Here is a 26,093-nt window from a genome sequence, read left to right on the forward strand (position 1 = left end):
ACCTACTGGTAGCCGACGCTCGGGACCGGCACGTCGTCGAGCACGTCCTCGATGATGTCTCTGCTGGTCGTCTCGTCGATGGTCGCGTCGGCGGTCAGCACGATGCGGTGGGCCAACACCGGGTCCGCGATGGCCTTGACGTCGTCGGGCGTGACGTACTGCCGGCCCGAGAGGGTGGCGTAGCCCCGCGCCACCTCGAACAGGCGTTGACAGCCACGCGGGGAGATACCGACCTCGACGCGGGGGTCCATCCGCGTCTCGCGGACCACCTCGACGATGTAGTCTTTCAGGTCGTCGTGGACCGTGATTTGCTCGGGCACCTGTTGCCACTCTCGAACCGCCGCCGTCGTCAACACCTGATTGGCACTCGGCGTCTGGTCGTCGCGGGCGTCACGCCGGTCCAGCAACTCCCGTTCGCCTGACTTGGCGGGGTAGCCGAGACTCGTCTTGACGAGGAAGCGGTCCTTCTGGGCTTCGGGAAGCGGGAACGTTCCCTCGCCGCGTTCGACCGGGTTCTGCGTGGCGATGACGAAGAACGGGTCCGGCAGGTCGTGAGTCTCGCCTTCCATGGTGACCTGCCCCTCCTCCATCGCCTCCAGCAGGGCGGCCTGTGTCTTCGGAGAGGCGCGGTTTATCTCGTCGGCGAGGATGACGTTCGCGAAGATGGGGCCGCTACTGAACTCGAACTCGCGGGTCTTCTCGTTGAACACGTACGTCCCGGTGATGTCCGTCGGCAGGAGGTCTGGCGTGAACTGGATGCGGTTGAAACTCAGACCCAGCGTCGTCGCGAAACTCCGCGCGGTCAGCGTCTTCCCCGTCCCCGGAACGTCCTCCAACAGGACGTGGCCGCGCGAGACGACGCCCGTCAGAATCATCCGCAGGACCTCCTCGTCGACCACGACGGCGTTCGATACCTCGTTCAACACGGCCGTTGCTCGGTCGCCGGCCTCGGTGACGTTCATACGCGCAGGTCGGCTAGCGAACCCATTATTAACGGAGTGCTAATCCGGGCACACTCGACGGACCTGACCGGCCCGACCGTCAACAGAGCTGGAAATCAACGAGCAGTTGGTCCACGACCGCTCGGTGCCAGCGGACGCGCTGGTCGAGCGACGGCCCGTCGGACAGCGTCTCTACGAGGAACGCCGAGCCGTCGGTGTCCCGGGCGAACTTGTGGGTGAGCAGACCCGTCGGGTCGTTGTTCGGACCCGAGAAGTTCCCCACCTCGAAGTCGTACTCGGGGTTCGAGTCCGGTATCGTCTCCTCGTTGACGCGTGCGGCCGTCCGCTTGGCGACCGTCGTCGCGCGGTCGTCGGCGGAGTGGAAGATAGCCTGTCCGTAGCCCGAGTCGGCGTCGTCGGAGTCGTCCTGGTCGTAGAGCCCCTGTGACTCGTGGAGGTCGATGAGCGCCTCGGGGTCGTACCGCTCCACGACGTCCCAAATCGCCCGGGCGAGTTCCGTTTCCGGGGTCTCGCCGGTCGGGAACTGCCGGTTCAGGTCCACGCCGTCCACGCCGCGCGCGTCGGCCTCGATAGCGGGGACGTTCGCCCTCGGAAGAACGACGAGAGTGCCCACGTCTATGGACCCCTCGGCGATGGCGTCGGCCGCTTGGAACCCCGCCGTCTCGTTCCCGTGCATGCCGCCGACGACCATCGTCGTGTGTCCATCCTCGTCTCCATGAAGGACGTATCCAGTCGTCTCGTACTCGGTTCCGCCCATGATGGTGAACGTCTCACGCTCTGGGGAGCTATCCATCTGCGCGGCAGACGAATCCATCTCTACGGACTCGCTCCGGGCCGCGGTCCCGCCGTCGCGGCCCGCGCCGACGCCGACGACACCTGTGAGCGCTACTGTACCGATACCAGCGAGTACCGACCGTCGCGTTTCGGAGTCTTCCGTCATCTCAGGTATCGATGCACGGTAACCACGGCTTATTATTCAGCAGATAAGGCGTCGAACCCTGTTCAGACGGATGCTACTGCACCGTTAACGTGCACAAACCCTGCCAGTACCCTGCTATCTGTCCTCGAGGGTCCGACTTTATCGGAGATTTACCGCCCGAGTAATAAGAACGGTAAGGGACCGAGTGGGACTCGCATGTCACTCAAACTGTCGCGTTCGCAAATCTCAGCGGTGCTCGTCGCACTGCTGGTCCTGATGGCAGGGTGTTCCGCCCTCGGCGGTTCGGACTCCGGAACCCCGACCACCACGGACGAACCGACTGAAGAGGAATCGACCAGCGAGGAATCGAACGGAGAGACGACAGACGAGACGAGTTCGGGTGAGAGTAACGAGTCCGCCATCTCGGGCCGGATGCTCGTCCTCGTCGACGGCGCGGACACGCACCTCGACACGCCGTCGGACGCGAAGTTCTCGTTCAACGAGTCCAACGAACACTCGTGGGAGGCCGAGGAACCGATGACCCTCGCCGCCGCCCTCGAAACGGCGAACGTCACCGCCGAACCGGACTCGCTGACTATCGACGGCACGACGTACAACGAGAGTGGGAACACGACCATCACGTACATGGTCGCCGGGACGGACATCGAGGACCCCTCCGAGTACGAACTGCGGGACATGAACCCCGAGCACGAAATCGTCGTCCGGGTCGACGACCACTCCCAGGAGACGCCCGGCCGACTCTACGAGCAGGCCCACCCGCACCCGCACGGCCAACTGAACATGACGGTCGAGGGTGAATCTGTCGACTTCACCCAGGAGAAGTACATCGAGGCCTCCGAAGCGTTCCACTTCCACGGTGACGAAGGAGCCGCCCGCTGGCACGCTCACTCGGTCAACGTTACGGCCGCCTACGCGCTCTCGACGTTCCCCGGCATGAACGTCTCCGATGACGCGATGACCTACGACGGGACGGTCTACATGGAGAACGGCACCGAGAGTTCCTTTACCGTCACCGTCGACGGCGAGACGGTCGACCCCGACACCTACGTCCTGAAAGACGGCGACTCTGTCCAAGTCACGCTCAACGAGTCGTCCGACTCGACGGCTAACGTGTCGACCAACGAGACGTCGTAATCCACGTTCCGGCCCTGACGACTGGATTCGGCGCTGACAACGCCGAACGGACGACGTACTGCGGTTCGCCGCCGCCGACACCCTCCCGGTGTCGTGACGTATCCGCGACGCCGTCACGGTTGTGAGACGGCGCACGGTCGCCTCTTTTCGTCGCGTCGGCGTAGAAGGCCCGTATAAACGGTCTATACGCCAATTTGGCTGAATTCAACTGCTCGTTAGTCTGTGTATAGTGAGGGGACTTCCAGTACATGGTGTCTCCATGGTCGACTACTTCACCATGCAGAAGGCGATACGCGAGACGAAGGACGACGAGACAGAACCCCTCGACCGGTTCGAACAGCGGTCCGACCACGAACTGTGGCACGAGGCGACACATCACCCGGAAAACGAGGTATACTGAGTCACTGCTATCTACCTTGGTACTGCGGATTAATTTTCCACGCACTCATCGTTCAGGTGCCTCGCTACCGGTGCGAAACCCACTAATTAGAGGTGTACGGGTTGGCCCGTTGGGCCGCTCTCGGTCCGGTGAGTGTCGGCACCAGGACCGACGTGCCGTCAGTTCACGACCAACTGGTTGTCGACGACGCGCACGTCCGCCCGGTCGAAGACCGACTGCATCTCCTCGCTCAACGAGACGTCGGTGATGAACACGTCGATGTCGTCTACGCTCGCGAACTCCCGAAAGCTCTGCCGTTCGAGTTTGCTCCCGTCGGCGACGAGGACGACGCGGTGGCCGCCGTCGACGAGGAGCGACTTGATGCGGGCCTCGTCCTCGTTCGACACCGAGAGGCTACCGTCGGCCTGTATAGCGTCCGTCTCCAAGAACACGATGTCGAAGTTGGTCTTTCTGAGGTAGGACTCGCCGCTCGGTCCCACGAGCGCGTCGGAGGTGGGTCGAAGGGAGTCCCCGACGACTTTCACCTCTCCGCAGGCCTTCCGGAGTTCGAACGCCGTCTCCGGGGAGTTTGTCGCCACGAGGAGCGACACCGAGTCGGGTATCTCTCGCGCCACCTCCATGGCCGTCTGGCCGGTGTCGAAGAAGACGGCGTCGCCGTCACTCAGTTCCTTGACCGCCCGTTCGGCTATCGCGCGCTTGCCGTTGGGGTTTGTGACGCTGTCCGCCGTTCGGTCGTCGCCGTCGGCTTCGTCCGAGGCGGGGAGCGCTCCGCCGTGGAACCGCTCGATGAGGCCGTCCTCGGCGAGCGAGGCGAGGTCCCGCCGAATCGTCGCCCCAGAGACACCGAACTCCTCCGTGAGTTCCTCGACTGTCACCCGGTCAGTTCGGTTTACTTTTCGAACTATCTCTTCTCGTCGTTCGTCAGGCAACATAGTCACGAGTTATCCCATGTCGGGCGGGCCAGCCGTCTGGGACGACATAGACCCACGGTGCGTATATCTCTGTCTATGATGTTCATTATTGATACATATGCGTCACGAACGCACGACAGCGCCCGAGTCGGGTGAGTATCACCAGTCATACCGGTTAGCGACGTCTTCAGTCGTGTCGACGAGCGTCGTAATCATCGTGTTCGTGTCGGTGGTAAAAACGCACATCCCAAACTATTCGGTGAGGACGCCGAGGAGCGTCGCGACGATGGTCCCGATGCTACTGACGATGGCTCCGCCGTGGACGCCGGCGACGTAGTTGGCCACGGCGATAGCCGCCAGTAGAGCGGCGACGGCGAACGCCGTCAGCGAGACGCGCGACAGGCCACGAGCGGTGTCTATCCCCATCGTCAAGCGGTCACTTTCTGTTCGGACTTCGATTCGTAGGTCAGGGACTCACCGGTCTCGGGGTCGAAGTACTGGAGCGAGTCACGGTCGAACCGGAGGTTGACGTCGTCGCCCATCTGGACGCTCGTGTCGGGGTCGACGGCCGCCTTGATGGTCTGACCGGTGTCCAGCGTGAGTTCGAGGACCGTCTTCTCGCCCTGCGGTTCGACGACCTGTACGGTCGCCGGGTGGACGTTGGCGGCGATGCCGTCCTGGTTGAGCGAGATGTTCTCGGGCCGGATTCCGAGGACGACTCGGTCGTCGAGATAGGGCGACAGCTCGTCGTCGAACTCGTCGGGCACGTCGTGGGTGTCCGTCCCGAGGTCTAACTGCAGTTTCTCGGCGGAGTCGCGTTCGAGCGTTCCCTCGATGAAGTTCATGCTCGGGGACCCGAGGAACCCGGCGACGAACATGTTCCGGGGGTTCGAGTAGACGTGCGTGGGCGCGCCGACCTGCTGAATCTGACCGTCGTCCATGACGGCTATCTGGTCGGCCAGCGTCATCGCCTCCACCTGGTCGTGGGTGACGTACACCGTCGTCGTCGAGAGCTCTTCGTGCAGTTTGTTCAGTTCGGCGCGCATCTGTACGCGGAGTTTCGCGTCCAGGTTCGACAGCGGTTCGTCCATCAGGAACACCGCCGGGTCGCGGACGATGGCCCGACCGAGGGCCACACGCTGTTGCTGGCCGCCGGAGAGCTCCGCGGGTCTGCGGTCGAGCAAGTCCTCGATTTGCAGTAGCTCCGCGGCCTCGCTGACGCGCTCGGTGATGACGTCTTCGGGGGTGTCGTGCTGTTCCAGCCCGAAGCGCATGTTCTCGCGCACGGTCTTGTGGGGGTACAGCGCGTAGTTCTGGAACACCATCGCGATGTCCCGCTCGTACGCTCGGCGGTCGTTGACGACTTCGTCGCCGATGCGAATCTCCCCGTCGGTCGCCCGTTCGAGGCCGGCGATGAGACGGAGGGTCGTCGTCTTGCCACATCCCGAGGGGCCGACGAAGACGGTGAAGCTCTCGTCGGGGATGTCCAGTGAGATGCCGTCGACCGCGGTGACGTCGTCGAATTGCTTTACCAAGTCGTTGAGTTCTACGTGTGCCATTGTTGTTACTCCTTGACTGCTCCTTGCGTCAGTCCGCTCACGATGTACTGTTGGAAGAACAGGCCGAACAGGATGCCGGGGAGCGCCGCAATCATCCCGCCGGCCGCGAGGTGTGCCCAGTCCACGAAGTCGTCGGCCACGAACAGCGAGACGGCGATGGGCAGGGTCTGTGCCTGCTCCGAGGACGTGAGAACGAGCGCGAAGACGAACTCGTTCCACGAGAAGATGAACGCCAGAATCGCCGTCGCGGCGATGCCCGGTTTCGCCATGGGCAGGATGATTTTGACGAACCCTTCCCACCGCGAACACCCGTCGATGCGGGCCTGTTCGTCGAGCGATTCGGGGACGCCGTCGAAGTAGTTCTTCATTATCCAGACCGCGAACGGGAGGTTGAAGAACGTATACGTCAGGATGAGCGCTATCTTCGTGTCGTAGAGGCTCCCAGTGAGGCCGCCGATGAGCGGCGGGTTCGACATGATGCTGAAGAACGGCACGATGAGCGCGATGGGCGGAATCATCCGCGCACCGACGATAGACAGCAACAGCGTCTTGTTGCCGATGAAGTCGTACCGCGAGAACGAGTACCCAGTGACCGTGCCGAGGGTCACGCAGATGATGGTGGTGGTACTCGCCACGACGAGGCTGTTCAGCGTGTACAGTTCGAAGGGTCTGTTCTGGAAGATTTCGACGTAGTTGCTGCCCGTCGGCTGGGTCGGGAGGAAGGAGATGGGGATGTCCAGAACCGCCGACGTGGGTTTGATGCTGGTGATGAAGATGAAGTAGATGGGGAACCAGATGACGAAGACGTACACGCCCAGCAGCGCGTACGCGACGAGTCGCTCACGGACGACGTGTGACCACTCGTTCTCGGTGTCCAGTCCCAGCGCCGCGATCAGTTGCCCGAGGGTCGATTGTTTCGTGCTCATTGTTAGTAGGGTGACTCACCGAAGACTCTGTACAGCAGTGCCACGATCATGAACGTGACCGCGAGCAGGACCACGCCGAGTGCTGCACCTTCTCCGGGGCGGTTGAATACCTGTGCGGTGCGGTAGAGCCACGAGGCCCAGACTTCCGTCGACTTCCCCGGGCCACCTTGGGTCATGACCCAGACGAGGTCCAACGCACGGATGTCGAAGATTATCCGGATGGTCAGCGCGACCAGGATGGACGGCTTCAGGAAGGGGTACGTGACGTTGACGAAGCGCGAAATCCGACCGGCCCCGTCGACTTCGGCGGCGTCGTACAGTTGCTCCGGAACGTTCTGCAACCCGGCGAGCAGGATGATGATGATGAAGGGCGTGAACACCCAGATGTCGGCGATGACGAGTGCCATCATCGACAACGTGCCGTCCGAGAAGAACGCTATCTTGTTGGACAAGAGGCCAGACTGGGTGAGTATCCCGTTGATGGCGCCGTATTCCGAGTTGAACATCCAGCGCCACATCAACCCGCTCATCACGTAGGGGAGAATCCACGGCACGATGACGGCGGTACGGAACCAGCCCCGCCCCTTGAGGTCTTTGTCGAGGAGGAGCGCGATACCCAGTCCGAGCGCGAAGGAGATGCTCACGCTCAGCCCGACGTACACTATCGTGTGCCAGGTAATCGAGACGAAGTCCGGTGCGAGTCCGAGGAACGCCCCACTGCCCCCCTCCGCGAAGATGAGCCGTTTGAAGTTTCGGAGACCGACGAACTCCTTCTGGCTGTTGATGGGGTTCGTCCAGAAGAAGCTGCTCCAGAGCAACTTCAGGGTCGGGTAGACGATGATGCCGGCTATCCAGAGCATCGTCGGGCCGACCGTCAAGGGGACGAACAGCCGGTCGAGTTTGCGTCGCAGTGATTGTTTTTCTGTCGACATTGTGAAATACGCAGTGCGGTTAGATGGCGATTCTTGACGGCGGTATCAGAGCAGGCCGATGTCCTGATACAGACTCGTGATGTTGCTCTGTGCCGTTTCGAGCGCCTTTTGCGGGTCCTTATCGCCCAGTAGTGCGGGCGTGATCTGCTCGGAGAGGTAGTCGTCGACCTGCGGTTGGGCGAGGTACGTCTCGCTCTTCGCGTTTTCGAGGTTGAACTTCATGTCCTCGAGCAGCCACGACGGATACTCGCTCTGGATTTCCTCGGAGTCGTACACCGAGGGGATGACTGCGGGGTTGCCCTCGACTTTCATGTTGGTCTTCGAGGACTCCGGCGTGGTCATGAACTCGGCGAACTTCTTTGCGGCTCGCTTCTTCTCCGAGAAGGCAGAGACGCTGATGCCGTTCGTGTCCTGGAACGTCGCGCGGGAGTCGGGCCCTTTGGGGGGTTTCGCACTGCCGACTCGCTCGGCTCCCCAACCGTCGGCACTCAGCGCACGGGCGCCCAGCGGCGTCCACGACTCCACGGTGGCGAGTTGGCCCGCGATGAACGTGTCGCCAGCGCCACCCTCGCCCATGCTGGAGATGCCGTCGGGAATCAGGTCGTTCTCGCGGAGTCGGGTGAAGAAGTTCATGACGTCCATCCCCTGGTCCACGAAGACCGGTTCGTTGCTGTCGTTGAACAGCTGGCCGCCGGCCTGATACAGGAACTGCTTGAACGTGAACACGTCCTTGTTCGACCACGTGAACGCGAACGGCGACGTGTTCTCCGTCTTGAGTTGCTTACCCTTGGAGACGACTTCGTCCCACGTCTGGGGCGGTTCGCTCACGCCTTGTGCTTCGAAGTGTGCCGAGTCGTAGAGGAACGTGCCCCACTTCCCGAACTCCGGCGCCATGTACGTCTTCCCGTCGAGCGTGACGAGGTCCTGCAGATTGGACGGGAAGTTCGACATGTGACTGTCGCTGAGTTCGAGCGGCTCGAGCCAGTCCGAGGCGACGAAGTCGGCCAGCCACCAGGTCGGGCCGTTGAACGCGTCGACCGTCGCGTCTTTGTTCCGCCAGATGGTGGTGAGGCTCGTCTTGAGGTTGTTCCACGGGACTTCGTTCACCTTGACGGTGATACCCGTCTCCTCCTCGAACCGGTTGATGTTCTCTTCCGTACCGGGGTCGTACTTCAGGCTGCCCGCGTTGTAGAAGACGATGCTGTCGGCCATCGACTCCGACCCCGTTCCGGTGGTCTCGCCGGACCCGTCGGAGTTGTTCTCTCCGCCGGACCCGTTCTCTCCGTCGGACCCGGAGTTGCCCCCGCACCCCGCGAGTGCGACAGTACCGATTGCCCCTGCGCCCTTGATGAACCGTCGTCGGGTTCGTCCTGATTTGTGCTGCATGCAAATGAGCACGAATTGGGCATGGGTAATAAATCATGTGGATGATTGTTCGCTAATGTGCATGAGGAAATAGTACCTAATTCACTCAAAATAGACGTTTTAGGTGGCTATATGTGCGAAACAACTGCTCTATCTGGTAGATAGCTTGCAACTTCGTTTCGTCACCCGGTGACAAACGCCGTGAACAAAATCGTTCAATCACTCGGTTCGGTTCGAACAGATGAGCGATTCGCACGTATCGGCTGTTCCCGGGTACTCGTCCGCTGGTCACCTACCGGGCTTGGTTTTGACGGCTCGCCTCTCTCGTATAGTTTGTCCTATTTTTATAGTTTGGACAGTTTGTAGTACCATCTAAAACCCTTGCCCGACGGTGGTTCTGTGATTTCTACGGGGTCCGTCTGACGTAGAACTAAGTAGTTCGCATAGTTTGTATCGTTCGTATGGCCGAACCAGTCAAGATGGCGGTGAGCAATCAGAAGGGTGGCGTTGGCAAGACTGCGGTCGCAATCAACGTCGCCGGCGCACTGAACGACCGAGGGCGCGACGTCCTCCTCGTCGACCTCGATCCGCAGGGCAACGCCACCGAGAATCTCGGGCTACGGGACGCGTACGACAGCGAGCCCCCGTCGCTGTTCGACGTGTTGAGCGACGCCCAGCAGCGCGACCGCATCGGGGAACTCGTCCGCGAACACGAGGAGATGTCGGTCATTCCGTCCAACATCGACATGACCGCCGTCGAACCCGAACTCACGCTCTCCCGCCGGTCCGGGGAGCAGTTGGGCCTCGCGCTCGAACACGTCGAGGACCAGTACGACTACATCATCATCGACTGCCCGCCGTTCCTCGGCAACCTGATGGACAACGCCATGTACGCGGCCCAGAACGTCCTCATCCCCGCGTTGGCCGAGGACACGAGTAAACGAGCCTTCGAATTGCTGTTCGACCACATCGACGCGCTGGAACGGGACTACGAGATAACCATCGGGGAGCGAGGCGTCGTCGTCAACCGCATCGACGTCCGCAAGACGCAAGCCAACGACATGATCGACTGGATAAACGACGCCTTCGCAGACACACCGGTCTGGGAGGTGCGCGAACGGGCCGCCGTCCAGCGAGCCCTGGCCAACGGGGCGTCCATCTTCGTCGAGGAACCCGAATGCGACCAACTCGAAGTGTTCGAGAACATCGCCGCCAACTTGGACGAGCAGTTCGACCTCGCGGAGGTGCCGGCATGAGCGACGACCGGTCCGAACGACTCAGACAGCGACGCAACCGATCACAGGAGCGAGTGCGTGGCGGGGCCCAGTCCCAGGCGACCGAAGTGGACGAACGGAACGAACCGTCCGAACAGTCAAAATCGTCCGAACAGTCAAAACCAGACGAACTATCAGAACCGGAAGAACAGGAAGACGACAGTTCGGTGAAAGACGAGCAGGTCGGGACGTACATGTACCTCCCGCAATCTCAAAAGAAAGAGATAGAGCGCCTTTACAACGTCTTCAAAGCGGAGTACGAGTACGAGTTCGACGAGGAGTTCGAGAAGAACCGCGCGTTCTACCCGCTGTTGGTTGAATACGGTTTGGACGGCTTGGATGGTTTGGACGCTTCGGACGTCCGAGATAGATTGGACGAATTGTAGGGTTCTCACCTCTCGTCGTCAGTCGATTGCCGGCGCGTCGTCACGGCTCGACGTACTCGGTCAGGACGGAGGCTTCCGCTTTCCGCAACAATTCCCCGGCGGTACTGTGTGCACAGTCGAGTCGCTCGGCCACGTCTTGGACGTCCCCGGTCCGCGGGACGTCGTAGTAGCCGACGTCGGCCGCCGCTTCGAGCGCCGCTCGTTGCCGAGCAGAGAGGTTCGCGGGTGCCTTCGCGCGTTCGAAATCCCGAACACGCTCGATGCGAACCGGCGCCAACGTCCGGAGGTCGTCGTAGAACTCGCTGAGTGCGGCCGACTCGCCGACGGCCTCGAACTCGACGTCGCCCGACGCCTCGAAGGAGACCGGTGGAAGGAAAATAACGCGCGAACGTTCGACGACGGCCATGAGTTCGTCCGCGAACTCGAACTCCCGTTGTCTGAGGAACGCGTAGGTTCCACCGTCTCCCGCGACCAGACTCACGTCGGTCGCCGAATCGACGGCCTGGAGGACGGTTCGAACCGTTGCGGGTGGTCCGTCGTACCAGAGGAGAGTCGTGACGTCGTCCGTCGGACCCCACATCAGTAGCTCGGCACGTGTGAGGCGGCGCTCTGTCAGTAGTCGGCGGTGCATTGGGTGCACCAGTTCGTCGTCGGTAGACAGAGCGAACGTGATTCGCTTCACGTTCGACTGTGCCGGTTGCACATTTAAAATACCGTATCAATCCGGCAGAACACTCCCCGGGGAGTGGCCCGAAGATGCACTCGAATGACCGCGCGCGCGAGGGTGACACAAGAACTGGCAAACCACACTGCCAGAGGGCACCGGGAGACGACGACGGCGGGACGGAAACTCGCGTACGCCGAGTACGGCACGCCAGCGGGGACACCGCTCGTCTTCCTCCACGGAACTCCGGGGTCGCGCTATCTGGGTGCCCTGTTCGACGACGAAGCAACGCGAGCAGACGTTCGGGTGCTGGCGGTCGATAGGCCTGGATTCGGCGCGTCGTCGGAGTGGCCTGGGCGCACCCTCGCGGAGACGGGCGAGTTCGTCGGTGCCGTACTCGACGACGCGGACGTCGCTCGTGCTGGCGTCGTCGGTTTCTCAGGCGGTGGTCCGCACGCACTGGCCGCGGCCGCTACAATGCCGGACCGTGTGAACGCAATCGACGTCGTCGCCGGTTCGACGCCACCGTCGCTGAGGGACGGGACGCCTCTGGTCCAACGGTCGCTAGGGACGCTTGCGGACCACGTACCGGGCCTTCTCGGGGGCCTGTTCAGAGCGCAGGCGTGGGTCGCAGAGCGGGCGCCCCCGTCGTTCGTGGTCGCTCAGTACACGACTAACGGACAGAGTGAGGTTCCGGACGACGTAGCGACACTCGTCAAGGCGGATTTCCTCGAAGCCGTCCGGAACCATCGTAGCGGTGTAGTCCACGAGTTCGGTCTACTCGAGGAACCGTGGCTCGATACCGTGGCCGACCTCGATACTCCGACCCGGTTCTGGCACGGTGACGCGGACACGAACGTTCCGGTGGACGGGGCGAGGCGTCTGTGTGACCGCCTTCCAGACGCGGAGATGACCGTCTTCGAGGGGGCTGACCATCTGGCGACGCTCGTTCGGTCCCAGTCAGATATCGTAGACCGGTATCGGTGACGGCGGCGGGTGGTGACCGCTCGCACCTGCCTCCGCTTTCCGAGCCAGTCGAACTGGCAAATCCCTCCCAATTGTACAAACGAGTTGTGATAGTTTGGACGTCTTTTACTGAATGGCTATCAGAGCCAGCTGGTACTTCCGTCGGTTGTGGCCGTGGACGCCCCCTCCCATCTGACGTACAATCGTTCCGAATTGGTTTTGCTGTCTCGCTCGTCTCGGAGGGCTGTGATAGTTTGGATGGTTTTGATGAAGTGGTCCCTGGAGTTTAGCCGGCACTTTGGCCTGATGTACTTCGCATCTGGTATCGAGCCGGTCCTAAGTGGTTCTACTGTCTCGCTAGGTTTGGACGGTTGTGGTGGTTTGTATGCATCTGACACGCGCTGTTCGTAGCATTTGGATAGTTTGTATGTCCGAACCCACTTCGCTCGTTCAGAGCTGGGAAAGGCGGGGGACAGTCGTCGGGGAACTAGAAACCGATGTCCGCGTCGGCCCGCGAGTCGGCGTTGACGTGTGCGAACGCCGCGATGGTGATGACTGCCGACGGGGCGAGCGAGAACGAGAGGAAGGTCGGGCCGACTGATGGACTGAGGACCACGTACGTCGGCACGATAGCCAACAGGACCGAGCAAAGGACAACGAGGGCGTCGAGTCGGCGCCGGAGGGCGGTGTCCATAGCTGTGAATCACCTAACGGACGGGAAAAAGGAGGTAGAGCTTCGAATTTCGGGGTAGAGGCGGATTCGGCCTGCACCGTTTACTTCCGCTCCGAGGCGACGACCTTTTAGCCCGCCTCCCGAACCTCCGAGACCGACTAGTGACCGACGGACCAACGTACGACAGGGTTCGACAGCGAGCGTTCGCCGCGGTCCATCAGGGCCGTGAGAGCGCCTTGCTCGACCGAGCGGCGAGACGGGACGAGGCGACCGACGTCGTACTGACGCCTGAGCAGTTGCACAAGCGAAACCTCACACGTCGGCTGGCGGCGTCGAACCGTCCCCGAACGTCCCTGCGGCTACTGACACCGGTCGCGCTGGCGATGCAAGTGGTCGAGTCACGGACTGGGACGGAACCGGACGTGCTCGACCGCATCGACCGGCTACGACAACTCGAGGAGGTAGTAGGGTCGGAAGTCGACGGAGCGGCCCAGTTACGGGCGGCTTTTGGGTCACCACTCGAGGCACACCTCGAGACAATCGAAGCGACCCGGGCGGAACTGGCGACAATAGCCGGCACGGGCACCGACCGGACGGAGGCGCTTCGAACGGTCTGCGAGGGATTGGAAGGGCCGGTGGCCGACGACACCCTCGCCCTCGCCGAGGCTGTCCGGGGCCTCGATGCCGCTCTCGAAGACCGCGTCGAGTCCGCGTTGCGCTCCGAGGCGGCACTCTTCGAGGCGGCCCGCGAGGCGGTTGCGACGACCGACGGGGGAGCGTGGACGGCGGCGTTTCCGAGCATCGAGCGCGTTCACCTCGCCGGGGTCAGTACCCTCGGGACGCCCTTGCTCGACTTTCTGTCGGCACTCGACGAGAAGACGGACGTCGTGGTCCACCTGCACCTCCGGGCCGGCACCGGTCCGAGAATCGCTGCGAGACTTCTGCCCCGGACGGGGGGACAGGAGGAGGGGGTGAGGCCAGCGGAGGCCGAAAGGACGTCGTTGAGCGGCGAACACGTGCCACGAGCGGTTCCGACGACTGAAATCGTCGCACAAACCAGACACGAGGAGGCCCGGGTCGCGGCTGCCATCGTGGCCGGACTACTCGACGAGGGGGTCTCGGTGAGTGACGTCGCGGTGGTCGCTCGCGACGTCGACGAGTACGAACGGCCGCTGACCCGCGCCATGCGGGTCCACGGCCGGCACCTTTCCGTCTGGACCCAACTCGAACTCAAGCGGACCCTCCCGTACCGACTCGTCACGGCGACCTGTGCTACGCTCGCCGGAATCGCCGCGGAGCGTCTCGACGCCGAGACCCTGTTCGAACCGTTAGAGCTGCTGTGGACCCATCCTACTGGAGAGGACTACTGGCCGCTCGAACCGGCCGACGTGGCCGCCGTCCGACGCGCCGTTCGAACAGACGGGGAACACGCTCTTCACACCTGGCAGAATAGGGTAGCTGAGGCAGATTCTCTCGAAGGCACCGAAAGGCGTGCGGTCGTGGGATACCTCAACTGGTGTCGACAGCAAGCGGCGGCACCCGTTGGCGACGAGATGCTCGCCACTCTCGGCCCCGTAGTCGATGCGTTCGACGACAGAACTCTCCCGGAGCTAGCTGCGAGAGACGGGCCCGCTTACGCTGAAACCGCCCGGACTGCCCGGGCAGTAGAACGCGTGGCAGGCGAGGTTGGTAACGAACACCTCCTGCGGGAGACGAGGGCCAAGTACGACGACTGGGTCGACAGGGGGTATCTCGACCGCTCGTGGGAGGCGATACGAGACGTTCTGGACGCCATCGCCACGGTCCGACCCGGGCGCAGAGAGCACGACAACGCCGAGCGAATCGACGTCCTCGACGCCACCGACACGTGGTTGCGCTCGTACCCGTACGTCGTCGCGGTGGGATTGGTCGACGGTGAGTGGCCACAGCGCCCCGACGGAGCGTTCCCGGCCGAGTTCCGGGCCGCGGTCGTGGACGGCGACTCGAGGGCGTCGCGCCGCCTCGGCGTCCGCGGTGCGTGGACCGAGGCGCGTGAGTACGACCACTTCGCCGACGCGGTGCGGACTGCGGGTGACCACCTCATAGTGACGCGGTTCACCGAGGACGTCGAGGGGGTTCGATACGAGCGGTCACCGCTGTTGTCGTCGCTCGATACGACGACGGTGGACGCGGACGGACGGAATGCGCTACTCGGTGCGCCGACGACGCTGCCGCCGACCCTACTCAGGAGCGTCCCCGGGAACGACAAGCGGACGGGAGGAACACACGGATGAACGACGGGGGTCACGAGATGAAGGCAGACGAGAGCCACGGAGACGACGACGTTCACCCGCTTAAAGGGGCCCAGTCGGCTATCCGTGACAAGTTCTTCGCCCACGACACGGGCCTGTTCGTCCTGGACTGCAAGCCCGGGTTCGGGAAGTCGACCACGGTCGAACAGATAGCGGCCGAGGCGCTGGTCCGGGCGGACGCCGCCGGGGCGAAGTGTCCCGAACAGCGTCTCGCCGTCGTCTCGTTCTCCCGCGACGACGCTGCGAGTCTAGAACCCGGGATTCGGCAGACTTTGGACGCATACGTCGAGGCGGACGGGGACGAGTGGCCGGTCGACATCGACCGCGAGACGGCTGACCGTCTGCAACGCCGCCTCCGCAACGCCGACCACGTCGGGACCATCGACAGTGTCCTTCGTGGCGTCTTCGCAGACGTCGCGACGGAGGTCGGATTCGACGGGATGCCCACGGTCGGTAACGAGGCACTCCTGTCCTCGCTCAGGGCCGACTGTCTGGACGACCTCCGGTCCGAAGAGCGATACCGTGATGCATTCGGGGTACTCGACGCCGCCTACCCCGGAGCCGAGGACGACCCGACCAGCGAGGTAGACGACCTGCTCGAACGGGCGAGACGAGAGAAGCGCTCTCGGCGGCTCTCACTCGAGACGGTGCGAGAGCGACTCAGGGCCGTCGTATCGGATGTCTACCCCGACGGACCACCTTCGTCGTTCGGCGACCTGTGTGCAGATGTCGCACGGTTCTACGACGCCGACCGGGCCGAGGCGTTCGAGGCGGCCCACGCAGGCGACGAAGAGCCGGTCGTCACTGCGGACCGGGAGTGTTACGAGTCGTGGCTGACCTGTCTCGACCACTTCTGTACCGTTCTCGACGCCTACGAGACGGCGTACGACGCAACGTGTCGTGAGCGCGGCGTCGTGGCGCACCTCGACGTCCCGTACTGGGTGGCAGAGTTCTTCGACGAGGACAGCGACGCACTCGCCGCCCACGGGAACACGGTCACGTCCGGGTTCCGTGACCGGGTCCGCGACAGATACGCCGCACAGTTCCAGACCCTCGTCGTCGACGAGGCACAGGACGTCTCCCTCGTACAACACGACGCACTGGGTGCGTTCGTCCCCGAGGACGCTCGGGTACTGCTCGCCGGTGACGCCGACCAGTGCATCTACGCGTGGCGGAACGCACGGCCCGAGTTGTTCAGAAATGCCTTCGAGAGCGGAGAATATTTCAGTCGACAGTGGTCGGTCCACGAGAGCGAGACAGGGGACCGGACCTACCGGATGCGACCGGCCATCGCCGACGCCGTGGACACGGTGTTCGAACAGGTCCTCACCGACCCTACGCGAGGGGCGTCGGAGGTGGGCCAGTCCGAGTATACGCGGTTCACAGCCGAAAGGAACGCCTCTGACGGCCCTGCCGTTCACGTAGCCCAGTATCGCGGCTCGGGGGTTCCCGGGACGAGGACGTGGTTCGAGCAGAGCGGTGAGGCGGACACGCTCGGAACGTATCTCTATAGTGCCTTCGAGGGAGAGGGGTTCGAGAGGGACGGAAACACCTCGGAGACGGCCACAGTGCTGTTCCCGACGCGAGAGAACATGGCCGCGCTGGCCACACGTTTGGAGAACCGCGGGTTGTCGGTCGCTCACGCGAGCGAGCGGTTGTTCGAGGTCGAACCCGTCGAGGTGGCCTGCGCCGTCGTCAGGTGGCTCGTCGACCCGACCGACCCGGAGCGGACGCGGACGCTGGTCTGCGACGATGCGATTCCCCTGGCGGTGACTGCGTTCGAGGAGTGGGACTACGACGTACAGCGAGCGGCGGAATCGACCGCCTTCGAAGGGGCGAAAGCGGCCTTCGTCGATGGGCTCTCGGCGCTTACGGAACGGCGCGCTCGCCACGTGAGCGACCCGGGGACGTTGGTGGTCGAAGACGTCGTCGAAACGCTCGCACTCGTCACGGACCCGTTCGGACAGGTCGGAGACGAAGGACAGTGTCTGGCGGCGCTCGACGCGCTACTCGAACACGTCAGAGCGTGGGAGGGCGACGACAGATACTCGCTCGGCGAACTCGCGGCGGTGTTGGAACAGTACCGCGAGAACCCGCGGGACGGGCCGACCGCTCCGGTCGCACGCCCCGAGTCCTACGACGTCGTCTTCCGGACGATACACGACGTGAAGGGCGACGAGGCTGACGTGGTCTGTCTCGCCGACCTAAGCCGCTCGGTCGGGGCCTTCGGTCCGCACGGGCAGACGTTCCTCGCCCACGGTGAGACCCTCGCGCTCGCACCGCCAGCGACCGTCTCGTGGACTCCCGTTGGTGGGGACACCGACGGACGCCGGGCCAGCGACGCGACCAATCCACTTCGCTGGGCGACGAACGAGTGGGTCGCCGACGCCTCGGACGACAGGCTCGCCGGAGCACCGACGCTCCGCGACGTGGCCGACGCGCACCGGGCCGAACGTTGGCGACTGCTGTACGTGGCGATGACGCGGGCCCGTGAGCATCTGGTGCTCTCGCTACCCAGCGTGGACTTTCGCCACTCGGCGCGCGACAGTTGGGTTGGGACCTTACAGGAGACGCTACCAATCGGGGACGCTCACAGGGAGTCCGAAGACACGCAGGGACACTCGGGCAGGGCTTCGGCGGTCGATATAGCGGTAAACGATGTATCGATGACGACGGGGCACCGGACGACGAGCGAGCCACAGACGCCGAAAGCGGCTCTCGCCCCTGACGCGACGAAGACTGGCTGGACGCCTCGATACGTGAACGGCAGTACGCTCTATCCCCTCGCTAGCGACCTCGAGTCCCACAGACTCGCGCATATCGAGGGCCGCGCGCTCCACTCCGAGCGCCCACAACCGGCCGCCTCGCTGCCGCTCTCGTTCGATGCCATCGGGCCGGACGCACTCGGGCACGTCGTCCACGACGTGCTCACAACTGCGGTGTCAGAGGGCGTTCAGACCGACACGCTACGGCGCTGTGAGGGTGTTCTCGCCGGCGAACTAGAATCCAGCCTCGTGGCCCACGCACCAGCAGCCCCGTCGCACGAACGGGAGGACGTAGCGGCGTACGTCCGAGAGATTGTCTGTCCGCAGTTCGCGGAGACCGACGCGTGGCGGCGGCTTCGTCAGAGCGACGAGACGTACGTGGAGTATCCGCTCGACGCCGTCCTCGACGTCGACGGCGTCACCATCGAGACGCAGAACCACGTCGACGTCGTTTCGCGAATCGACGGCACGTGGTACGTCGACGACCTGAAGCTGATGCTCGCGACGCCGGAGCAGCGTATGTGGGACCGATACGCCCTTCAGACGGCGTTCTACGGCTGGCTACTCGACCGGCAACTGTCGGAGGACGCCGAGGTGGTCGAGACGCTCACGTACCTCGGTGTCGCGTCCGGTTCCCGGGGAGTGGACCCGCCACAGTGCGACGTCGCGTCGTGGTTGGCGTCGTTGGTGTCCGAGAACCCGTAGCGGTCGACGTCCGGCGCTGTCTCCCGCACTCAGTGGTCGATTTCCTCTAGGGCTTCGGTAGCCACGTCGCCGAGTTCCCCGGCCTCGATGTGCGAGTAGCGCTCGCGCACCATCTCCTCGGAGTTGTCGAGGTACCGGGCCGCGACGGTGTAGCCGAACGCCCTGACGAGGACTTCACCCATCCCGCGACGCCCGCCGTGTGGCGCTAAGTACTCGTGTTTCGGGTGGTCTACGTCGACGTCCGCCTCGGCGGTCACCCGCTTGAGGACCGTTCGAGCGCCGTCCGTCGTCAGTGACTGTGGTCTGATGTCCTCCTCGACTGCCAGCAAGAGGTCGCGTGCGTGCTCTGCGCGCCGCTTTTGGATTTCCTCGGGGCGCAGTCCACGGTCGGCCAGCTCCGTTCGGACGCACTCCCCGAGCGTTCGCTGGTCGAGGGTCGGAAACACCGGCCAACGGTCGCTCGGTGGGTCCAGTAACCGACGATACGTCCGTAGTGGCGTGACGACGGGGTCGGGGAGGCTGGCCGCGTCCCACTGCTGTTTCTTCCGGTAGACGTCCATACTCCCGTCCTCGAGGTCGATTTCGCCCCAGCGGACGCCCCGCCGCCGCGGGTCGTCCGGGTCGCGGAGGAGTTCGCCGACCCGGACGGCCGTGTAGGCGAGCACGAACACGAGCGCTCTGTCACGTGCGGCCCTGAGCGCGGCGTATCGGGCACGCTGACGGTCTTGTGAGCCGTCCACTACAGGGTGGTCAGACAGCGTCTCGATGGCCTCGCGGGCCTGCTGGTCCACGTATTGGGTGAGGGCGTGTCGCTGGTCGGGCGTCCACGCTTGTTGGTCGCCCGGCTTGCGGCCGTCGTCCTCCGGGAGCGGTGCCGTCGCGCTCGCTCGTTGCGCGTAGTGTGCCTCGAGATACCCCTCGTTGACGCACCACCCACACCACGCCGAGACGTAGGCGTAGTAGGTCTTGACCGTGTTCTGCTTCAGTCCCCGGTCGCCGGCGAGGTGGCGCGCGTAGGCCCTGAACGTCCGTTCGTCGAGGTCGTCGAACGTCGGGGCTCGGTCGGCGTCCGGCGGGACGATACCGTCCCCGTCGGCCGTCTCACCGGCGGCCCACTCGACGAACCGCTCGAGTTCGCGTTCGGCGTTCCGTCGGTAGTTCCCACCGTCTCTGCCCCGCCCTTTCCCCTTGTCTTGGAGGTAGCGGCCGAACGTCTCGCGGAGTGGGACTGCCCGTGAGCGGTCAACCATCGTCGGACTCTCTCCTGCGACGGCGATGCGCTCTCGTCGGCGTTTCCCGGGGGTACGGACCGGAATTCGGCGGGTGCAGCATTCGTGCTTACCCGACGGCGTGGGGGTACTTGAAACTGGTCGTGATTATCAGAGTAATCGCGACCAGTACTCGACGAGCCAGAATTGCTCGTAAAATCGGCTTAGAGTCATTCTACTCGGCGAATACTTCCCCTGAGTCTGTCTATAAATCATATAGTGCTATATTGAATTAGTTGATTTGGAAGTTCCACAGTTTCGGAGGATAGGCCAGTTTTAGGTAGAATCCCCGTCGGTTCGTGGTGCTTCTCACCAATCAAGCATCGGCTGTGACCCCTCGTGGTCGTACCTGTCGGGTGAGTGTAAGAGATTGCGTTGATTCTGGCGCTGCTGAATAGTGTTGCCACTCCCAACCGGTGGACTCAGCGAGAGCTCAGCCGGTTAGTCAGGCGGGATCAACGCCGAGGCAACGAGTTCGACACACTCGCCTGCGGTCAGCACGGCCTATAGTTCATCTCGCCGTCAACGCCAGCTTTCAGCAGGAAATCTGTGAGTCGCCAGATGTTGTAGAGCAAGACCGCGAACACGAAGTAGAACGATCTCACTCTGTAGTCCTTCGAGGAGGTCTTCGCGAGGAAATCGTTCTTGATGCTCTTGTACTCGTTTTCGATTTGCCAGCGCCGACTGTAGCGGCGGCAGAACGATTCTGCCCCTTCCGGGCCGACTCGTAGATTCGTGGCGAAGACGGTCGTGCCCTCCCCACTCGTCGACGGGACGTAGAGGAATTGCATCGAGTGGGTGCCCGATTCGACGTGAACAGACGCTGATTCCACTGCCACACCTTGTCCATCGGTATCCATCGTCTCGATAACCTCGCGCTCAGTGCTGTTGATCCGTGTGGGAAAAGGTAGTTCACCCCGAGATTCGAGAGCGTCTGGTAGATTCGCTTCGAATCGAACTCACGGTCACACAGGACCGTCTCGACCGGGACATGATCTTTCGCTCGCGTCACGAGTCGCCGGACGACGCGATGCACCTGATTCGACTGATTGTCGTCCCAGGCAGAGCTCTCACGGACGGGTTCGATTGACAGGATGAGCGGCACGTTCTCACCGAGATGGACAGCGTCGCGAACTTGAACGCCCGTTCCTCCTCGCCTCCCATTCCACTGACCATTGGCATTCCCTCGACATCGCCGTAATAGGGGACGGTCGTGATATCGATCGCTGCAGTCACCGGACGTCGAAACGACGCCTCAGCAGCGATCGCAGACAGCAGACGGTCACTGGCCTGATCGAACCCCTCGACGAGTTCTGCGGGCTCGAATTGTTTGACCGCCCGCAGATGTGTGTCGCCGTGTGGACCGTGTTCCTCGCCGCGCCGGAATTGGAAGCGAGCGGCCCCCTGGGCGGTTCCACAGCCTACCATACCCATGAACGTCTGTAACTCGAAGAACTGCGTATCCTCGTAAGAGGCGTTCTCTGCCCGTCCAGAGTCGAAGCCGTCGAAGCCATGATTACGGGCAAGGCGTGTCGTCCGATAGATCCGTTCGTCCGAAAACGCACGGCTCTCTGTTTCATCGTCAGCGGCCGAGTCAGCATCTGACTCGATGACGTCCTCTTTGGGTCGAACAGCGGAGACTGTGGGGCCGTGGTCGTGGATCTCTTTGACGACGAAGTGGGCGGCGACGGTCACGTACTCGCGAACACCATCATTAAATCGATTGCGCCAAGTCCGCGAGAGGACGGATTCGTCGGGGACACACTCTAACCCGAATGGCTCGGCCAGCTCTTGGTACGTTTCGAGCGCCCGATAGCTGTCACCCGTAATCTCCCGGTAGATGAACAGCCGAAGCATTCCCTCGAACGAATGGGGTACTGGGTGCCAGTCTGGATACCCGTCCTTGAGATGGTGACTTCGCTCACCGCAGTCCGGAGACATGCTCCCTCCCGTAGGTCTCACTGAGCTCGATTCCAGTCTTGTAGGCGTGGGTCATCCGGCAGGCACGGTCCGAGAGCGGATCCAGCATCTCCGACATCAATTTCCGATTCCACAGGCACGATGGAAGTGATCGCGGTCTCTCTGCACCAATATCGTCTGTCGATAGAACTCCCCTGGAGAGAGCTTACGAGCCAACGTACAATCACTTGATTGAAACGATTGGTCGTGAAAACCACGCACATCTCGAGGACTATCGTCCGTCTGTTTCGTCACAGATGGAGACGTGGCCGTTACTGCTGACGACGACTCGGTACCCCGTCGCGCTGAACGCCACGCCTGTCTGGGATTCGTCGCCGATCACCGGGTCGCCGAGAAGTGAATCGAGGGCTTCGGGGTCGATGAAGTCGTACAGGAGATCGAGTTCGGTTGGTTCGACGCTCTTCGCCGCTGCGAGCGCTCTGATGACTACTTCACTTCGAGACTCACCAGTGGAGTAGCGCGTCTCGACCGTTGGTTCCGAATCCACGTGTGAATCTCTTCCCTCGCTCATCTCATCGTCTCGGTTTGGATCCCCCGTCGCATCTTTCGGAATGCCATAGTATCCGGTTACAGGAGTGGTCTATCGTCACGAGACGCGAAGGAGTGGAACGGGACACTTCAGTCACCTGTTCACTTCTGGTTTGCGTCCTGTGCCAATAACTGGCTCGGTCGTTCGCAGATCGCGGTTCTATCGACAGAATGCTTTTGACCGTTCTTGACGAAGTTCTCCTATGACAACGGCCTCACCAGCACCCACCGACGTGCTGGAGAAAGTCGACATCCTCGGTCCCCCCGGGACGCCGGTGACGACGCCGGAGGTTGCCGAGGGGTTCGACTGCACCCAACGAACCGTCTACAACCGGCTGGAGTCACTCGTCGAAGACGGCATTTTACAGACGAAGAAGGTGGGGGCAAACAGCCGTGTCTGGTGGCGACCCGCCGAGACAGAGACACGGCAAGACGGGACGACATGGGACCGGGAGAGAATTCGCTCTCACCCGGTCTTCGAGTCCGAGATGGTCGGTGTCATCGTCTGGGGACGCGATGCCACGAGCGACGACCCGGCTGACCTCGTCATCGAAGACGCAAACGACGCGTTTCTGGAGATGGCTGGCTTCGAGTACGAGGCGGCATTGGAGACCTCGTGGCGAGACCTCACCCCGGAGGAGTTTTACGAAGTTTCCGAACACCACATCGAGGAGGTCGACGCGACCGGCAGCGGGGTCTCGTACGAGAAGCAGTACTACCACGCAGACGGCTCTCAGTGGTGGGGGCTTTTCGAATCACAGAAACTGGACGACAGCACGTACGTCGAGTTCGTCGTCGAGATCACCGAGCGCAAAGAGATGGAGGAGGCGCTTCGCCGGAGCGAGGCACGCCTGCAGACCGCGACGAACGCCGCCGAAATCGGCGTGTGGGAATTGGACCTAGAAACCGGGGAGGGCCTGTACGTCTCGGACCGCTACGCCGAAATCCTGGGCTACGACGAGATTCCGGCGGACTGGGACCTGGAATCTGCCCTCGAACACTACCACCCCGAGGACAGCGAGCGCTTGCGGGACTACCTCGAAAACGGTCTCGGCGAACGATCCTTCAAGAGCCGGATCGTCCGAACTGACGGGAAACAGCGGTGGATTCTGGTGGAGACCGAACTGTACACTGGCAAGGACGGAGAGTCGGAACGGGCCGTCGGCACCATCCAGAACATCACCGAGCGCAAGCACCGCGAGTTGAACACCGATTTACTCGTCGAGATCAGCAACGACCTGTCTCGCCTGTCCACGCCCGACGATATCATCGACACGGTCGGGACGCGTCTCGGCGAGTTCCTCCACGTCTCAACCTGCATCTTTGCCGATGTCGACGAAGCCAACAACGAGGCCACCATCCATCACGGCTGGAATACTGCAGACGTTCCGAGCCTCAAGCAAACCTTCCAGCTGGAGGAGTATTTCGGCGATGAGTTCGCCCGCGCCGGTCGCGCCGACGAAACGGTCGTCGTCCGCGACACCGCGCTCGATGAACGCGCGAACACGGAGGAGTACGCCCGGCTGAATATCGGCGCGTTCGTCACGGTTCCGTTTCAGTGGCAGGGACGCTGGGTGGCAAACATCACCGTGACGAGCAAGGAGCCCCGCGACTGGCGACGCGACGAAATCGAGCTGTTGGAGGACATTGCGGCCCGCGTGTTCCCGCGCATCGAACGCGCCCGCGCCGAGCAGGCACTGAACCGGACCAATCAATCGCTCGAACGGCTCAACCTCGCGACTCGGGAACTGCTCGACACCGAGTCGGAGACGATAGCCGACCGCGTCGCGGGGCTGGTCCGGGAGGTCCTCGACGTCGAGTACGCCGCACTCTGGCGGTACGACGAGCAGCGCGGCGACCTCAAAGAAACCGTCAGCGACACGGCCTCGGACGTGGACCTCGGTGGGGTCAGCCTCTCGACGGAGATCTCTGACCCGGTCTGGCAGGCGTTCGTCGGGAGTGATGTCGACGTGGCGACCGACCCCGAGGGTGACGAGGACACGTGGGGCGCGCTCGAAAGCCGCGCCCTCGTTCCCTTGGGCCGCCACGGCGTCGTCTGTCTCGGCTCCACCCGGGTGGACACCTTCGACAAGCGAACGGTCGACCTCGTCGAGACAGTGGCCGCAACCGTCGAGACCGCGTGGGACCGAGCCGAAAGCAAAGAGGAGCTAGAGCGACGAAACGAGAAACTGACCCGGCTCGACCAGCTCAACACGCTCATCCGGGAGATAGACCAGGCGCTCGTGGCCGCCGACACCCGCGAGGATATCACCGAAGCCGTCTGTGAGCGGCTGGCCGATTCAGACCTCTACGAGTTCGCCTGGGTCGGTGAGTTCGACGCCGACGACGACGCCATCAGGCCGCGGTCGTGGGCTGGCGTCGACAGTGCGACCGTCGAGGACCTCGCGACGGTCCGCGACGACGCGGACACGGACCAAGATCCGTTCGTAACGGCGCTCCGGACCCGCGAGTTGCAGGTCGTCAGGGACATCGCGACCGATCCGCAGGCAGGACCGTGGCGGGAAGTCGCACTCGAACGGGGGGCACGCTCGTGTCTGGCTATCCCGCTCGTCTACGACGACTCCGTCTACGGGTTGCTCGTCGTATACGGCGGGACGCCGTCGCGCAACCACCGCGATACCGACGTGCTCTCTGAACTCGGGGGGACGATCGCTCACGCGATCAACGCTCTCGAAACTAGGGCGACCTTCCAGGCCGACAGGGTCGTCGAACTGACCTTGCGCTCGACGGCGGCGAACGAACCGCTCTGTCGCCTCTCGGAGGAGATAGACGGCGAACTCGTATTCGACGGACTCGTCCCACGAGACGACGGCGGAGCGACCGTCTTCTTCACGGCCGAGGGCGTGACCGTCGAGGAACTGTCGACGGCTATCGAAGACGTGCTCGGCATCGCTGACCTGGAGTGTCTCGGCGACTGCGAAGCAGGAGCAATGTTCAAAGCGCTGGTGAAGGAACCGATACTCGCCGGCCACGTTCTCGACCGAGACGCGACGATTCGCTCGCTCCGACACGACGCCGGGACTGCGACGATGCTCATCGATCTTCCGGGGACGGCGGACGTCCGCGAGTTCGTCGAGGGCCTCGGCCGGGCGGTCCCCGACCTCGAACTGCTCTCTCGTCAGACCCGCCAGCGCGAACCAGGACAGACGCTCCAGGCCGCCGTGCTGGACCGGTTGACGCCGCGCCAACAGGAGGTGCTCCAGCTGGCCTACCGGAGCGGCTACTTCGAATCGCCCCGAGTGCAGACGGGCGAAGACCTGGCCGAAGCCCTGGGAATCGTCCCCTCGACGTTCACGAGGCACATTCGGGATGCCCAACGGACTGTACTCGACGTGGTCTTCGCTAACGGGGAGCAATGAGAGATTGCGAAATAATTGCAGTACACTCGATCACGTCACAACTATTTCGAGAAGTGCGTTTTCCCGTTCGGTGTCGAACGGAGA

General features: G+C 62.9%; 20 protein-coding genes and 2 pseudogenes. 8 read left to right on the forward strand and 14 right to left on the reverse strand.

Going from position 1 to position 26,093, the window contains the following annotated elements; genetic code table 11:
• Positions 1-2: 2 nt before the first annotated feature.
• Both Hhyl6_RS19730 and Hhyl6_RS19735 read right to left on the reverse strand, forming a co-directional pair.
• Positions 3-962, reverse strand: coding sequence for an AAA family ATPase (locus Hhyl6_RS19730; RefSeq protein WP_483740965.1), 960 nt, complete (start codon positions 960-962; stop codon positions 3-5).
• Between the two features lie 79 nt (positions 963-1,041).
• A complete protein-coding gene (locus tag Hhyl6_RS19735; RefSeq protein WP_483740966.1) occupies positions 1,042-1,902 on the reverse strand; it encodes a M14 family metallopeptidase in 861 nt (286 codons plus the stop codon).
• Between the two features lie 195 nt (positions 1,903-2,097).
• Between Hhyl6_RS19735 and Hhyl6_RS19740 the strand changes: the two genes are divergently transcribed.
• Positions 2,098-3,036 carry a hypothetical protein gene (locus Hhyl6_RS19740; protein WP_483740967.1) on the forward strand — a complete coding sequence of 313 codons (939 nt, stop codon included), beginning with the start codon at positions 2,098-2,100 and terminating at the stop codon, positions 3,034-3,036.
• A 259-nt stretch (positions 3,037-3,295) separates the two neighbouring features.
• Entirely contained in the window at positions 3,296-3,436 is a 141-nt protein-coding gene (locus tag Hhyl6_RS19745) for a hypothetical protein (protein WP_483740968.1), read from the forward strand.
• A gap of 158 nt (positions 3,437-3,594) precedes the next feature.
• Here the strand turns inward: Hhyl6_RS19745 and glpR are convergent, their stop codons facing one another.
• The 6 genes from glpR to Hhyl6_RS19775 all read right to left on the reverse strand — a co-directional run bounded on the left by glpR (position 3,595) and on the right by Hhyl6_RS19775 (position 9,150).
• Positions 3,595-4,368 (reverse strand): HTH-type transcriptional regulator GlpR, encoded by a 774-nt coding sequence (glpR, locus tag Hhyl6_RS19750; RefSeq protein ID WP_483740969.1) that lies wholly within the window; start codon positions 4,366-4,368, stop codon positions 3,595-3,597.
• A 231-nt stretch (positions 4,369-4,599) separates the two neighbouring features.
• Entirely contained in the window at positions 4,600-4,773 is a 174-nt protein-coding gene (locus Hhyl6_RS19755; protein ID WP_483740970.1) for a hypothetical protein, read from the reverse strand.
• A 2-nt stretch (positions 4,774-4,775) separates the two neighbouring features.
• The gene (locus tag Hhyl6_RS19760; protein ID WP_483740971.1) at positions 4,776-5,906 is read right to left on the reverse strand and encodes an ABC transporter ATP-binding protein; all 1,131 of its coding nucleotides are present in this window, start codon (positions 5,904-5,906) and stop codon (positions 4,776-4,778) included.
• Positions 5,907-5,911: 5 nt separating this feature from the next.
• Positions 5,912-6,832 carry a carbohydrate ABC transporter permease gene (locus tag Hhyl6_RS19765; RefSeq protein WP_483740972.1) on the reverse strand — a complete coding sequence of 307 codons (921 nt, stop codon included), beginning with the start codon at positions 6,830-6,832 and terminating at the stop codon, positions 5,912-5,914.
• 2 nt (positions 6,833-6,834) lie between these two features.
• A complete protein-coding gene (locus Hhyl6_RS19770; protein WP_483740973.1) occupies positions 6,835-7,764 on the reverse strand; it encodes a carbohydrate ABC transporter permease in 930 nt (309 codons plus the stop codon).
• Positions 7,765-7,809: 45 nt separating this feature from the next.
• Complete coding sequence (locus Hhyl6_RS19775) at positions 7,810-9,150, reverse strand: sugar ABC transporter substrate-binding protein (protein ID WP_483740974.1); 1,341 nt, start codon at positions 9,148-9,150, stop codon at positions 7,810-7,812.
• A gap of 440 nt (positions 9,151-9,590) precedes the next feature.
• Between Hhyl6_RS19775 and Hhyl6_RS19780 the strand changes: the two genes are divergently transcribed.
• Both Hhyl6_RS19780 and Hhyl6_RS19785 read left to right on the forward strand, forming a co-directional pair.
• On the forward strand, positions 9,591-10,385 hold the full coding sequence (locus Hhyl6_RS19780) for a ParA family protein (protein WP_483740975.1): 795 nt from the start codon (positions 9,591-9,593) through the stop codon (positions 10,383-10,385).
• On the forward strand, positions 10,382-10,789 hold the full coding sequence (locus Hhyl6_RS19785) for a DUF8160 family protein (protein ID WP_483740976.1): 408 nt from the start codon (positions 10,382-10,384) through the stop codon (positions 10,787-10,789). Before Hhyl6_RS19780 ends, Hhyl6_RS19785 begins: the two co-directional genes overlap by 4 nt.
• 40 nt (positions 10,790-10,829) lie before the next feature.
• Here Hhyl6_RS19785 and Hhyl6_RS19790 read toward each other — a convergent pair whose 3' ends face one another.
• Positions 10,830-11,051, reverse strand: coding sequence for a helix-turn-helix domain-containing protein (locus Hhyl6_RS19790; protein WP_483741157.1), 222 nt, complete (start codon positions 11,049-11,051; stop codon positions 10,830-10,832).
• A gap of 42 nt (positions 11,052-11,093) precedes the next feature.
• Positions 11,094-11,420 (reverse strand): annotated as a pseudogene (locus Hhyl6_RS19795) (helix-turn-helix domain-containing protein); the annotation flags it as partial.
• Positions 11,421-11,555: 135 nt separating this feature from the next.
• On the opposite strand from Hhyl6_RS19795, the gene Hhyl6_RS19800 reads away from it, so the two are divergent.
• Positions 11,556-12,440, forward strand: coding sequence for an alpha/beta fold hydrolase (locus Hhyl6_RS19800; RefSeq protein ID WP_483740977.1), 885 nt, complete (start codon positions 11,556-11,558; stop codon positions 12,438-12,440).
• A 466-nt stretch (positions 12,441-12,906) separates the two neighbouring features.
• On the opposite strand, the gene Hhyl6_RS19805 is transcribed toward Hhyl6_RS19800, so the two are convergent.
• Positions 12,907-13,113: a hypothetical protein gene (locus tag Hhyl6_RS19805; RefSeq protein ID WP_483740978.1), complete on the reverse strand. Its 207-nt coding sequence runs from the start codon at positions 13,111-13,113 to the stop codon at positions 12,907-12,909.
• A 140-nt stretch (positions 13,114-13,253) separates the two neighbouring features.
• Here Hhyl6_RS19805 and Hhyl6_RS19810 point away from each other — a divergent pair, with 140 nt between their 5' ends.
• Positions 13,254-15,365 carry a PD-(D/E)XK nuclease family protein gene (locus Hhyl6_RS19810; protein ID WP_483740979.1) on the forward strand — a complete coding sequence of 704 codons (2,112 nt, stop codon included), beginning with the start codon at positions 13,254-13,256 and terminating at the stop codon, positions 15,363-15,365.
• Positions 15,362-18,853, forward strand: coding sequence for a UvrD-helicase domain-containing protein (locus Hhyl6_RS19815; protein WP_483740980.1), 3,492 nt, complete (start codon positions 15,362-15,364; stop codon positions 18,851-18,853). Before Hhyl6_RS19810 ends, Hhyl6_RS19815 begins: the two co-directional genes overlap by 4 nt.
• Before the next feature lie 29 nt (positions 18,854-18,882).
• Here Hhyl6_RS19815 and Hhyl6_RS19820 read toward each other — a convergent pair whose 3' ends face one another.
• The 3 genes and pseudogenes from Hhyl6_RS19820 to Hhyl6_RS19830 all read right to left on the reverse strand — a co-directional run bounded on the left by Hhyl6_RS19820 (position 18,883) and on the right by Hhyl6_RS19830 (position 22,588).
• On the reverse strand, positions 18,883-20,103 hold the full coding sequence (locus Hhyl6_RS19820) for a site-specific integrase (RefSeq protein WP_483740981.1): 1,221 nt from the start codon (positions 20,101-20,103) through the stop codon (positions 18,883-18,885).
• 459 nt (positions 20,104-20,562) lie between these two features.
• A pseudogene (locus Hhyl6_RS19825) lies at positions 20,563-22,029 on the reverse strand (transposase); the annotation flags it as partial.
• A 283-nt stretch (positions 22,030-22,312) separates the two neighbouring features.
• Positions 22,313-22,588 (reverse strand): HalOD1 output domain-containing protein, encoded by a 276-nt coding sequence (locus Hhyl6_RS19830; RefSeq protein WP_483740982.1) that lies wholly within the window; start codon positions 22,586-22,588, stop codon positions 22,313-22,315.
• Between the two features lie 244 nt (positions 22,589-22,832).
• On the opposite strand from Hhyl6_RS19830, the gene Hhyl6_RS19835 reads away from it, so the two are divergent.
• The gene (locus tag Hhyl6_RS19835; protein WP_483740983.1) at positions 22,833-26,009 is read left to right on the forward strand and encodes a GAF domain-containing protein; all 3,177 of its coding nucleotides are present in this window, start codon (positions 22,833-22,835) and stop codon (positions 26,007-26,009) included.
• The last annotated feature ends 84 nt before the right edge of the window (positions 26,010-26,093 follow it).

The sequence above is a fragment of the Haloarcula sp. H-hyl6 genome (assembly GCF_056934455.1).

Bases quoted from the DNA above. Each gene is read 5' to 3' on its own strand.
- Hhyl6_RS19765 (WP_483740972.1), bottom strand. From the start codon at position 6,832: ATGAGCACGAAACAATCGACCCTCGGGCAACTGATCGCGGCGCTGGGA.
- Hhyl6_RS19815 (WP_483740980.1), top strand. From the start codon at position 15,362: ATGAACGACGGGGGTCACGAGATGAAGGCAGACGAGAGCCACGGAGAC.
- glpR (WP_483740969.1), bottom strand. From the start codon at position 4,368: ATGTTGCCTGACGAACGACGAGAAGAGATAGTTCGAAAAGTAAACCGA.
- Hhyl6_RS19785 (WP_483740976.1), top strand. From the start codon at position 10,382: ATGAGCGACGACCGGTCCGAACGACTCAGACAGCGACGCAACCGATCA.
- Hhyl6_RS19760 (WP_483740971.1), bottom strand. From the start codon at position 5,906: ATGGCACACGTAGAACTCAACGACTTGGTAAAGCAATTCGACGACGTC.
- Hhyl6_RS19745 (WP_483740968.1), top strand. From the start codon at position 3,296: ATGGTCGACTACTTCACCATGCAGAAGGCGATACGCGAGACGAAGGAC.
- Hhyl6_RS19805 (WP_483740978.1), bottom strand. From the start codon at position 13,113: ATGGACACCGCCCTCCGGCGCCGACTCGACGCCCTCGTTGTCCTTTGC.
- Hhyl6_RS19735 (WP_483740966.1), bottom strand. From the start codon at position 1,902: ATGACGGAAGACTCCGAAACGCGACGGTCGGTACTCGCTGGTATCGGT.
- Hhyl6_RS19800 (WP_483740977.1), top strand. From the start codon at position 11,556: ATGACCGCGCGCGCGAGGGTGACACAAGAACTGGCAAACCACACTGCC.
- Hhyl6_RS19835 (WP_483740983.1), top strand. From the start codon at position 22,833: ATGACAACGGCCTCACCAGCACCCACCGACGTGCTGGAGAAAGTCGAC.
- Hhyl6_RS19730 (WP_483740965.1), bottom strand. From the start codon at position 962: ATGAACGTCACCGAGGCCGGCGACCGAGCAACGGCCGTGTTGAACGAG.
- Hhyl6_RS19755 (WP_483740970.1), bottom strand. From the start codon at position 4,773: ATGGGGATAGACACCGCTCGTGGCCTGTCGCGCGTCTCGCTGACGGCG.
- Hhyl6_RS19780 (WP_483740975.1), top strand. From the start codon at position 9,591: ATGGCCGAACCAGTCAAGATGGCGGTGAGCAATCAGAAGGGTGGCGTT.
- Hhyl6_RS19740 (WP_483740967.1), top strand. From the start codon at position 2,098: ATGTCACTCAAACTGTCGCGTTCGCAAATCTCAGCGGTGCTCGTCGCA.
- Hhyl6_RS19770 (WP_483740973.1), bottom strand. From the start codon at position 7,764: ATGTCGACAGAAAAACAATCACTGCGACGCAAACTCGACCGGCTGTTC.
- Hhyl6_RS19775 (WP_483740974.1), bottom strand. From the start codon at position 9,150: ATGCAGCACAAATCAGGACGAACCCGACGACGGTTCATCAAGGGCGCA.
- Hhyl6_RS19820 (WP_483740981.1), bottom strand. From the start codon at position 20,103: ATGGTTGACCGCTCACGGGCAGTCCCACTCCGCGAGACGTTCGGCCGC.